This window comes from Brachyspira pilosicoli (assembly GCF_019402445.1).
GTDB classification, from domain to species: domain Bacteria; phylum Spirochaetota; class Brachyspiria; order Brachyspirales; family Brachyspiraceae; genus Brachyspira; species Brachyspira pilosicoli_B.
The window spans coordinates 1-11,091 of sequence record NZ_SRZM01000104.1 but is presented as its reverse complement, the minus strand read 5'-3'; the positions used below and the strand labels follow the sequence as shown (position 1 = coordinate 11,091).

10 protein-coding genes are annotated in these 11,091 nt (G+C 26.3%); 6 read left to right on the top strand and 4 right to left on the bottom strand.

What is annotated here, in order from left to right; genetic code table 11:
• Positions 1-124: 124 nt before the first annotated feature.
• The 4 genes from E6A48_RS04245 (at position 125) to E6A48_RS04230 (ending at position 3,281) form a co-directional block, all read left to right on the top strand.
• Positions 125-547, top strand: a complete 423-nt coding sequence (locus tag E6A48_RS04245; protein WP_219708812.1) for an HIRAN domain-containing protein — start codon at positions 125-127, stop codon at positions 545-547.
• A 9-nt stretch (positions 548-556) separates the two neighbouring features.
• Positions 557-1,576, top strand: coding sequence for a DNA polymerase III subunit delta (holA, locus tag E6A48_RS04240; protein WP_219708811.1), 1,020 nt, complete (start codon positions 557-559; stop codon positions 1,574-1,576).
• A gap of 95 nt (positions 1,577-1,671) precedes the next feature.
• Positions 1,672-2,226 carry a DJ-1 family glyoxalase III gene (locus tag E6A48_RS04235; protein WP_219708810.1) on the top strand — a complete coding sequence of 185 codons (555 nt, stop codon included), beginning with the start codon at positions 1,672-1,674 and terminating at the stop codon, positions 2,224-2,226.
• Between the two features lie 68 nt (positions 2,227-2,294).
• Positions 2,295-3,281, top strand: a complete 987-nt coding sequence (locus tag E6A48_RS04230) for a sugar phosphate nucleotidyltransferase (protein WP_219708809.1) — start codon at positions 2,295-2,297, stop codon at positions 3,279-3,281.
• On the opposite strand, the gene E6A48_RS04225 is transcribed toward E6A48_RS04230, so the two are convergent.
• From E6A48_RS04225 to prfA, 4 genes are read right to left on the bottom strand one after another with little or no spacing between them, the layout of a single operon-like run.
• A complete protein-coding gene (locus tag E6A48_RS04225) occupies positions 3,278-3,703 on the bottom strand; it encodes a hypothetical protein (RefSeq protein ID WP_219708808.1) in 426 nt (141 codons plus the stop codon). The two genes, E6A48_RS04230 and E6A48_RS04225, sit on opposite strands and share 4 nt — an antisense overlap.
• 29 nt (positions 3,704-3,732) lie before the next feature.
• Complete coding sequence (locus tag E6A48_RS04220) at positions 3,733-5,169, bottom strand: spiro-SPASM protein (protein ID WP_219708807.1); 1,437 nt, start codon at positions 5,167-5,169, stop codon at positions 3,733-3,735.
• Between the two features lie 10 nt (positions 5,170-5,179).
• On the bottom strand, positions 5,180-5,884 hold the full coding sequence (locus tag E6A48_RS04215) for a hypothetical protein (protein WP_219708806.1): 705 nt from the start codon (positions 5,882-5,884) through the stop codon (positions 5,180-5,182).
• Between the two features lie 11 nt (positions 5,885-5,895).
• On the bottom strand, positions 5,896-6,972 hold the full coding sequence (gene prfA, locus E6A48_RS04210) for a peptide chain release factor 1 (protein ID WP_014932451.1): 1,077 nt from the start codon (positions 6,970-6,972) through the stop codon (positions 5,896-5,898).
• 373 nt (positions 6,973-7,345) lie between these two features.
• Here prfA and E6A48_RS04205 point away from each other — a divergent pair, with 373 nt between their 5' ends.
• Positions 7,346-8,734, top strand: coding sequence for an MATE family efflux transporter (locus tag E6A48_RS04205; protein WP_219708805.1), 1,389 nt, complete (start codon positions 7,346-7,348; stop codon positions 8,732-8,734).
• Between the two features lie 72 nt (positions 8,735-8,806).
• Positions 8,807-10,978: a single-stranded-DNA-specific exonuclease RecJ gene (gene recJ, locus E6A48_RS04200; protein ID WP_219708804.1), complete on the top strand. Its 2,172-nt coding sequence runs from the start codon at positions 8,807-8,809 to the stop codon at positions 10,976-10,978.
• The last annotated feature ends 113 nt before the right edge of the window (positions 10,979-11,091 follow it).

Below are 11,091 nucleotides of genomic sequence, written 5' to 3'. Positions count from 1 at the left end.
TCTTAATAGTATAATAATCGACTTTATGTATTAAAAAATTAATTTACATATTTTACACTTGACAGAAAATTTGAATTGAAGTAAAATTTATTTTAATAATAAAATATTATTAAGGTTTAGAAAATTGTATTCGCAAAAAAATAGCAAACATACTACATATATAGTTAATTATCAAGAAAGTTTTAAGAGAATTATTATCAATAAATATTATAAAATGAATAGGTATTCTATAGACTTTTTTGTTGCAGGATATAAATATAATGATGGAAAAGAGATTATAGAATTATTATCTAGAAATGAGCCTATTAATCTTATAAGAGAATATTTTATTGGTTATGACCCATTTGCTATAGCGGTTTATGATGAGAGATGCGAGATAAGGCTTGGATATGTACCTAAAATAATAGCTCCTCTTTTAACATATAAAATGGAAGATGAAAATTATAAGATAAGAGCTATAGTAAAAAATGTAAAATTAGAAGAGAGAGATGATTGTAAATTAGAGATAAGAGTTTTTATAGAAAAAGCTTTAAAAAAGGCTAATTAAAAGAGTATTATGATTGGTAGAGCAATAGTTAAAACAGAGTCTGATTTTAAAAAAATAAAAGATTTATATATTAAAGAACCTTTCAAATATTCTATATATGTTCTTACAGGAAAAGAGAGATTATTTAAAAAAGCATTTATAACGTCTATGCATTCGCTCGTTTTTAAAGATGAGGGTGATAGTGAGATGAATTACAGCCTATTTTATGATAAAAATGATGCTGTAGGTTATTCTCCTTTAGAAGTGGCTGATACTCCTCCTTTCGGCTCTAATATAAGGCTTGTTGTTATATACAAATACAATAATTTTCAAGAAGATTTTCTGGAATATTGTATTAATCCTTCAAAATCTTCTATAATAATATTAGAAACAGAAAATAGTTTAGAAGAAGATGGTATATATAAATATTTTTCAAAAAAACAGAATGTAGATTATATTCATTTTATAGATTTCCCAATTCCAGATGAGAGGGATTTTCGTTCATTAATTACAGCGTATATAAACAAAAATAATAAAAAGATTTCTAATGATGCTGTTGATTATATAGTTAATAATATTAATTTAGACTATGATTCGCTTTATTCTGAATTGGATAAAATATGCAGTTATAATGATAAAGAGTATTTGAATGTTGAAGATATTATGGATTTTACTTATGTGTCCAAAAATAGAAATATATTTGATTTTTTAGATTCTGTATTTGAAAGGGATAGGAAAAAATGTTTTTCTATTATGCATAGATTAGATCAAGATGCTTCTAGTTCACTTACTTTAATGATGAATAATTTTTTGGCATTATATTATATGAAGATATTCCCACCTCAAACTACTTTAAATGATATAAGTAAATTAACTAAAATACCTTCATTTATACTAACAAAAAAGAAATCTGTATTAAAACTTTATTCATTGAATGAGATAGTAAATATAATCTCACAAATATCCAAATTAAATACATTGAGTGTTACAACACCAAATAATATTTTTAAAGCACATTTTGAACTTTTTTTATTTTCAATTACAAAATAATTAATTATATAACATCTGTGTTGCAAATAAAGAAAATAAATATTAAAATATTAATATAAAGTTAATTTAATAAACTTATAAGGAGAATAAATATAATGTCAAAAAAAGTTTTAGTACCATTAGCTGAAGGTTTTGAAGAAGTAGAGGCTGTAACTATTATAGATATATTAAGAAGGGCGAATATAGAAGTAGTAAGTGCTTCTTTAACTAATAATTTAGATGTAAAAGGATCGCATAATATAGTATTAAAAGCTGACACTATATTAGATAAAATTATAAATGAAGATTTTGATGCTATAGCACTTCCTGGTGGTATGGGTGGAATGAATAATTTAAAAAATGATAAAAGAATCATATCTAAACTTCAGAAAATGTATGAGGATAAAAGACTAGTATCTGCAATATGTGCTTCTCCTATAGTATTGGGTGAGGCTTCAGTTATTAAAGGCAAATATACTTGTTATCCTAGCTGCGAAAGCATGGTTAAAGGCGGGGAGTATGTTGAAAAAGATTTAGTTGTAATTAATGATAATGTTATTACTTCTAAAGGTCCTGCTACTACAGTATTTTTTGCATTAGAATTAGTAAGATATTTACTTGGAAGCAATGAAGAAGTTTCTAAAGGTTTACTTGTACCATTAATTAGATAATATATTGATTTATTTATATTTATGAATATATTATAATATATAAAATATTTTTTATAAGGATATGTAAATTGAAAGTTATAATACCAGCAGCAGGTGAAGGCACTAGATTAAGACCGCACACAATAACAAAACCAAAACCTATACTTCCTATAGCAGGTTCTACAATCATAGATTTTATTATGAAAGAGGTATTAGAGTTAGAGAATCTTGAAGAGGTTATATTTATAGTAGGGTATTTAAAAGATAAGATGATAAACTACTTAACTTCTAAATATAAAGATGTAAAACTTACTTTTGTAGAGCAAAAAGAGTTTAGGGGATTAGCTCATGCTGTTTCACTTACTAGAGAGCATATAAAAGATGATGATAAGCTTTTTATTATACTTGGAGATACAATATTTAAGCTTAATTTATCAGCAATAGTAGCTAAAAATGAAAATGCATTGGGGGTATGCGAAGTTGATAACCCTAGCAGATTTGGTGTTGCTTTGCTTGACAGTAATGGTGTTATTACAAAACTTATAGAAAAACCTAAAGAGCCTGTAAGCAATTTAGCTTTAACAGGAATGTATAATATAGTAAGTTCTAAAGAATTATTTGATGCTATAGATTATATAATAAAAAATGATATAAAAACAAAAAATGAGTATCAATTAACAGATGCTCTAGAATATATGATACAAAATGGGAGCGTATTTAAAACATTCAAACTTGATGGTTGGTATGATTGTGGCGAAAAAAATACTATGATAGAAACAAATAAAACTATAATCACTCATAGCATACTTAGTAAATGGGTAAAGGATACTGCTATAATACCTCCTGTTTTTATTGAAGAGGATGTAAAAATTAATAGATCTGTTATAGGTCCTTATGTACATATAGGAAAGAATTCTAATATAGAAAACTCAATATTAAAAAACTGTATAATGTTTGAAGAAGTGAATATATCAAATGCTTTAATGGAAAATTGCATAATATCAGAGAATGCACGTTATAAAGGAAAAACCAATTCTATGGATATGGGTGCTTCTATTAATATTGAGCAAAATTAAATAATTATTAGAGCCATTATAAAAAATTGTATAATTAATATTGTTATACTTATAATTGTATTCATTACAAAAAGTGATATAGGGTAGTCGCTCATTATTATTGTAAATTTAAACTTCTCAAAAGTGGATATAAATGCATATATTAAAAAAGCTATAACTATTTCTATATAATTATTTATTGATAAAAAATAATGAAACAGCATCACCAACAATGCTAAAAATAAACTTTGAGATATAGAGAAAATTTCAAAATAATAAATCATTTTTAATCTATTATCCCAATTTCTCACCCCAGGCAAAATTTCTCTTAAATGATAATATTTTTTAAAGTATGGAATCTCAGATATAAATCTTATAAACAAAAACTTAATTAAATAAGCAGCAAAGAAAAGCTCTAAATATTCTACAATTAATTTTTCCATAAATTAATACTCAAAAAATATTATTATTATTAAAAATTAAATAAATACCACTCATCGCAATTTTTACAAAAGTCTAAACTTTTTAAAGTGTTTTCTCTATAGTAGTTTTCTAATGTTGCCCAAATATTCTCCAAAGTTTCTTTATATATAGAAGCTATAAGTTTTTCTCTATTTATATCAAATCGGCAAATATAAATGTCTCCATAAGCATCTATAAATAAATCTCTAGCCAAATGCCAGCAGCCCACATTTATTAAAGGAGTCATATCGCCAATTTTTTTATTTTCTACAATTCCTCTGTAAGTATAATATTTTTGCATTATAATCTCTATTTTGTACTTATCAAAATATTTGTAGTATGAAGCCAAATAATCAAAATTATCCTTTTGCTTTGTAATTTGAAGATATGTGTTTTTTGGCTCTCTTATAAAATAATAATCTATATTAGAAAGTATTGTTTTTAAATGGTCTTCTTTATATATTGTATTAAATACATTTTGCTCTACTGTGTCTAAATGAATTATTACATGTAAATTATTGTTTTGTTCTTGAAGAAGTAGAAGTTTTTTTGCCTTTTCTTCATCTAGTAAAATAGCATTAGTTTCTAAATACACATTTACATTTTTATTTGAAAGAGCGTATTCTAATATATCAAAAACATCTTTATTTAAAAGAGGTTCATAATAACTTCCTATTGATAAATGAAAATCATCACAAAACTCTGCTAATTTATTATAAATAGTTTTAAACTCTTCTACGCTTAAATTTTTCTCTTCTTTGTTTATTTCATTTGCAAAAGCATTAGATGACAATAAGTTTTTATTTATTAAGTTTTGTCTGTTATTAATATCTATTTCAATATATGAAGGAAAAGTTCTTCTTAATGAAGTATCTTCCTTTATGGACTTAGTAATATCATTATAATCTTTATATTTTATTAGTTTTGATATAATTAAAGCATTTCTTTTACTATTTGCAAATAATGATATTCTATAATATCTCATATCATATTCAGACACCAATATTTCTATTTCAAAAAAATTAGGGTCAATAAATACAATGTCTTTTATAGTATTTTCTGTTATATTAATATTTTTTGTTTTTATACAATTAAATAATTTTTCAAAAGCATTTCTTCTTATTATAAAAGGTATGATTCCCTCAGGATAATTTTCACCATAAGTAAAATATGATATATTTTCATTATGTATTTTAGTGAGTTTTAGAGTTTCATCTATATTAAACATAGGCATATTATTTGGAATATATATAATATTGTCATAGTTTTCTGTTTCTTTATATATATTGTTCAAATAATCTTCAGTAGTATTTGCAATATAATTTATATTCTTTACATCGCAATTAAGTTCCTCTTTTAAGAGTTTTATTTTATTAGAGAAATCTTCTAAAAATATTTTTGAATATTCATTTTCAAATGATTCATCAACAATTATAATGAATTCCATTAAAAACACCTCATATATAATCTAAAATAGTTTTTGGGCTTCTTATAACCAAATTGCATAAAGCACAAACATAAAAATCATCATGCTCAATATTTTCCATATTATCATACATTTCATTAAAATCATAAACGTCCATTTTCTCAAATGTATTATTATTAATATCTATTATTTTTAATATATTAGTAGAGCCACAATATGGACATCTATATACAAAGTCTTCATTGATATTTCTTATGTTTATTTTTTTGTATTTATTTTTAGTAAATATTTTAAATCTATTATTAATATATCTATGCGGAAATATTTTTATATAATCATCTAATGATATTTTTTTTAATGGATAAGCTTCTATAGATTCAAATTCTTTTTTTGCTGTGCTAAATAGATTGTTTAAAGTTATATTGTGTAAATTAAGCACGTCTATAAACTTATCATTAGTAAGCTCATAATTGTTTAGAGTGGCATATTCAGGATAATCGCTTATAACAATTTTTGATTCATATCTATTTTCTTTAAATAAACCAAACTCTCCAAAACAGTATTTATTATCTTTAGAGTATGCAAATAACCCTGCTAAAGAAATTTCATTATGTTTATATGAATAATCGCAATATAAAACATCACTAAAACTTTTTATGTAATTGATAGCGGTATCATCATCTTTTATATTATGTAATATTTTTTCATCACCAAGTATATTTTCTATGTACTTCATAATTTTCTTTATTAGTCTGAGTAAGAAGCTAATAATTCCTCCTGCTCTTTTTTAAATAAAGCATCAGTAATTTCTGTTATTTCCCCGTCCATAAATCTATCTAATTTGTATAATGTAACATTAATTCTGTGGTCTGTCACTCTGTTTTGAGGGAAATTGTATGTTCTTATTCTTTCACTTCTATCTCCAGAGCCTATTTTATCTCTTCTTTCTTTAGCCTCTTTTGCCTTTCTTTCTGCTTCTTCTTTTTCGTATATTCTTGCTCTTAATACTTTCAATGCTTTTGCTTTATTTTTGTGTTGACTTTTTTCATCTTGACACTGCACCACTAAACCAGTAGGCAAATGTGTAATTCTAACGGCACTGTCAGTAGTATTAACTGATTGACCTCCTGGACCGCTTGAACGAAATATATCTACTCTTATATCTTCATCTTTTATTATTACATCGCTTTCTTCTGCTTCAGGCATAATTGCTACAGTTGAAGCTGATGTATGTATTCTTCCGCCCGATTCTGTGGCTGGTATTCTCTGTACTCTATGCGTACCGCTTTCAAATTTTAAAGTTCTATAAGCATTCTTTCCAGAAACAGAAAATATTACTTCTTTATATCCACCAAGCTCAGTAGGGCTTATGTCAATTATTTCCATTTTAAAATTTGCCCTCTCTATAAAACGGCTGTACATTCTAAATAAATCTCCTACAAATAAAGCCGATTCATCTCCTCCAGTTCCAACTCTTATCTCTACTATTATATTTTTACCGTCATTTTTATCTTTTGGAAGAAGTAAAAGCCTTAAATCATTAATGATATTTTCTTTTTTTTGATTTAATTCTTCTATTTCAAGCAATGCCATATTTTTTAATTCTTTATCAGTGTCAGAATGATTAAGCATTTCATTTGCATCTTCTATTTCTTTCAATACTGTTTTTAGTTTTTTATATTCATTTACTATGTCTTCTATTTCTGACTTTTTTTTCATTAAATCTTGTATTACTCTATTGTCTTTTATATTTGCATCATTTAATTTGTCTACTATATCATTGTATGTGTTTTCTACAGATGAAAGTTTATCTATTATTGACATAAAAATTATTATTCTCCTAAATATTGTTTTTTATTATATATGAATAAAGATATTTATCAACTATTGTATTTTAATCAATATTAATATAAAAAAATTATTATAAAAAAAATATTTTTTTATGTATTGACTTTATTTTTTTGTAGGTTAATATTTTCTCTTGTTTATCTGAATATTTTTATTTTATCTGATTGTATTAAGCTTTTTTATATAAAGCTTTTAAAACGCAAGCAAAAAAGAAGCTGTAATTGTTCAAGCATTGTTTATATGTATATTTTATTTTTTGTCGAAACTACAAAACTTTGATGAAATAAAAAATATTACTATCAAAAAACTAATAATTAAAAATTGATGATAATTAATAATGGGGAAAACTATGGAAAAAAATAAGATGTTAGAGCTTACAGAAGGAAATGTAAATAGAGGGCTTATTAATTTGGTAGTACCTATGATACTTGGCAACCTTTTAAATATAGCCTACAATATAGTTGATACAATTTGGATAGGGCAGATGATAGGACCTAAGGGACTTGGAGCTATTGCGGTGAGTTTCCCTATAATATTAATACTTCAAGCTATTGCTTCTGGTGTTACAGTTGCTGCGAATGTTTTGATTGGTCAATATTTTGGTGCTAATGATAAGGATTCTGTGCTTTATATTTCTAGAGTTTCCACTACTATGAGTGTAATACTTTCTTTAGTTTTGGCTATATTAGGATATATATTTGCTCCTATATTGATGAGATTTTTAAATGCTGCTGATAGTATAATGGAATATTCTGTTAGCTATTTTAGAATTAGTATGATAGGTTTTCCATTTTTATTTTATTATTTTTTAATATCTGCTTTACTTAGGGGAGTAGGAGATACTGTAAGACCTCTTATATTTTTAGCTATAGCTTCTATTGTCAATGTAATATTAGACCCAATAATGATAAAAGGGTTATTTGGTTTTCCTGCTATGGGTTTAGATGGAGCTGCTTATGCTACAGTATTTTCTCAAATTCTTTCTGTAATTGTGAGCATAATATATTTAAAAGTTAAAGATAGTATAGTGCGTGCTAACCCTCTTAGAATAGTTTTTGATGCTAATATAACTAAATTAATGTTTAAGATAGGTTTGCCTTTTGCTGCTATGCAATTAATAATTTCTATAAGCTGGTTATTTTTAAATAGAATTATTAATACTTATGGAGAAGAGGCTTCTGCTTCTGTTGCTGTATCTATGAGGGTGGACTCTTTATCTTTTTTACCGCTTTTAGCTTTATCTGCTGGTATTGCTACTATGGTTGCTCAAAATATTGGAGCTAATAGAATGGATAGGGTAAAAGAGATATACAAAGCAGGGCTTAAAATAGGAATAGGGCTTTCTAGTTTTATGGCACTTTTTTCTGTGTTATTTCCAGAGCTTATAGTGAGATTATTTACTTCAGATATGAGCGTATTAAAATATACAAAAAGTTATATATATGTGGTTATGCCTTCTATAATAATGCTTTCTGTAATGTTTGCTACTAATGGTGTTATTAATGGGGCTGGAAAAACTTTTATACTCATGATATTTGCTTTTGTTGCTCATATACTTATAAGAGTTCCTCTTGCACATTTCTTATCTACAAAGATGGGTTTATGGGGAGTATGGACTACTATGGCCATTGTAAACTTTATTAGTATGTCGCTTATACTTATTTATTATTTTACTGGGCATTGGAAAAAAGGAGCTAATATAGCAAGTCATTCTGCTACTAAAGAAAATGAGGCTTAAATTATACTTGAAACATTGAAGCAAATAAAATATACTATTTGTTGTAATTCATAAATATTAATAAAGGCTTTTATGCAAAAAATCGATATAGACAATTTAAATCCCATTATAGAAGAATTGTTAAAATTAAGGGGTATAGTTTCAAAAGAAGATATTTTTGACTTTTTTTTTCAAGATATATATTCTCTGTCTAATCCATTTAATATTAGGGATATGAATGCTTTTGTAGATAGGCTAAAAGAGGCTATAGAGTATAATGAAAAAATATTGATATATGGCGATAAAGATGCTGATGGTGTTACTGCTGCTTCTATAATATATAATACTCTTAAGGCTGTTACAAAGAATGTTGAAGCATTTGTGCCTAATCATGAAGTTGGTTATGGGCTTTCAAAAGATGTCATTGAAAGTTATGCTAATTCTGGGGTGAGCTTAATCATCACAGTTGATTGCGGTATATCGAATGTTGAAGAAGTTGAGTTTGCGAGAGAGCATTCTATAGATATTATAGTAACAGACCATCATGATATACCAGAAATACTTCCTAATGCCTATTTAATATTTAATCCTAAACTTTCAAATACTGGTTTTGTTTCCAAAAACTTTTCTGGGTGTGCTGTTGCATTTAAGCTTATGCAGGCATTTGTTTTTTCTTATACTAAACTTTACAACAAAGATATCATTATATTAGATTATGAGATAGATAAAAATACTGATAAATTAAAAAGAATAAGAGCATTAAAGGCTACTAATTTTGTTTATAGTGATGATGTATTTGGCTTTGAGCTTGTAAATAATGAAAATGCTTACAAATCTATTTATTTAGATTATTATGAAGAGTTTTTGTCTGAAGATGAAGTTTTAGAAGAGTTAGCTAGTTATATGTTTGAGGGGGAGAATGTTGTATTGGTTCTTACAGGCGGAGAGATTAGGCTTAAAAAACTTCTTAGACTATATGAAAAGTATGAGCTATACTTGCCTGAATATGATAATGTTTATGATTTGCTTCAGTTGGGTGCTAATTATGGGGGAGTTAATATCAAGTCAGTTAAGACATTAGATGAGTTTGCTTTGCTTCTTAAAGTTAATATATATAAGTATGATAATATTCTCTATAGAGACTTAATAATAAAAATGGAAATTTTTAGAAGAATGTATTATTTAAGTCAAAAGCAATTGCAAAACTATATAAAAAGAGAGTCTATATTAGTATTGTTTGGAACAGTTGCCGATGTTGTACCTCTTATTGAAGAGAATAGGGCTTATATAAAATGTGCTTTGGCAGAATTGGAAAAGCATAATCATATAAGGTATAATGTGATATTGGAGAGAATAAAATTACTAAATACTAAAGTTGATACTCAGGCTGTAAGCTGGAGGCTTGCTCCTTTTATAAATGCTGCGGGTAGAATGGGAAAGCCTGAATATGCTTTAAGGCTTTTAACTTCTGAAACTAGAGAAGAGGCTTTTCAATTATCTGAAGAAGTTTATAATTTAAACGAAACAAGAAAATCTCTTACAGAAAGCAATTTTAATATAGTGTGCGAATATATAAAAGAAAATAATTGCATGTCTTATCCTATTATAATAGTAAAGAGTGATTTAATAGATAGAGGTTTAACAGGTCTTATAGCTGGTAAGGTTTTAAGTCAATATGGGAAAACCGCTGTTATACTTTATGAATCTAAGGAAGATGGAGTTTGTACGGGAAGTATTAGGAGCAGAGGTGATGACAATGCACGCGATATGCTTGAATATTCTAGTGTTTATTTAGATAAGTTTGGCGGGCATAAGAATGCTGCTGGGTTTACTGTGAGCGTAAATAATTTTGAAAAGTTTGCTAAAAAAATTATTAAATATGCTTCAGAAGAGAATTTTAATACTTCAAAAGATGAAAAGACTTATGATTTGGAATTAGATTTTAAAGATATTAATATGCAGTTTGCTGAGTATTTAGAGTTATTTGAGCCTTATGGTTTTGCTAATGAAGAGCCTGTGTTTTTTACAAATAGGGTTACTATAAACTCTATAGAAAAAATAAATAAAAATAATAAGATTCATTTAAAACTGCAATTACAAAAAAATGGAAGCAGGGCTAATGCTATAATTTGGAGTTCATCAGAAGAAGAATGCTCTAAATTGGAAGCTTCAAATTTTATAAATATTTCATACAAGATAAAAATAAATAGATTTAATGGCAGCAAAGAAGTAAAGATTTATATAGAGAATTATGAGATAAATTAAAACAATTTTTAGTTTTGTTGTTTGTGGGGACTAGTCCCCCTGCGAAGTGTGCCCATAGGGTACACACTATCACTTTTTTATTGGTATAAAAGAAGCAAAAGAACTGCATTTAA

Excerpts from the sequence above, each read along its gene's own strand:
- holA (WP_219708811.1), top strand. The coding sequence starts at position 557 with ATGATTGGTAGAGCAATAGTTAAAACAGAGTCTGATTTTAAAAAAATA.
- E6A48_RS04235 (WP_219708810.1), top strand. The coding sequence starts at position 1,672 with ATGTCAAAAAAAGTTTTAGTACCATTAGCTGAAGGTTTTGAAGAAGTA.
- E6A48_RS04225 (WP_219708808.1), bottom strand. The coding sequence starts at position 3,703 with ATGGAAAAATTAATTGTAGAATATTTAGAGCTTTTCTTTGCTGCTTAT.
- E6A48_RS04220 (WP_219708807.1), bottom strand. The coding sequence starts at position 5,169 with ATGGAATTCATTATAATTGTTGATGAATCATTTGAAAATGAATATTCA.
- E6A48_RS04215 (WP_219708806.1), bottom strand. The coding sequence starts at position 5,884 with ATGAAGTACATAGAAAATATACTTGGTGATGAAAAAATATTACATAAT.
- prfA (WP_014932451.1), bottom strand. The coding sequence starts at position 6,972 with ATGTCAATAATAGATAAACTTTCATCTGTAGAAAACACATACAATGAT.
- E6A48_RS04205 (WP_219708805.1), top strand. The coding sequence starts at position 7,346 with ATGGAAAAAAATAAGATGTTAGAGCTTACAGAAGGAAATGTAAATAGA.
- recJ (WP_219708804.1), top strand. The coding sequence starts at position 8,807 with ATGCAAAAAATCGATATAGACAATTTAAATCCCATTATAGAAGAATTG.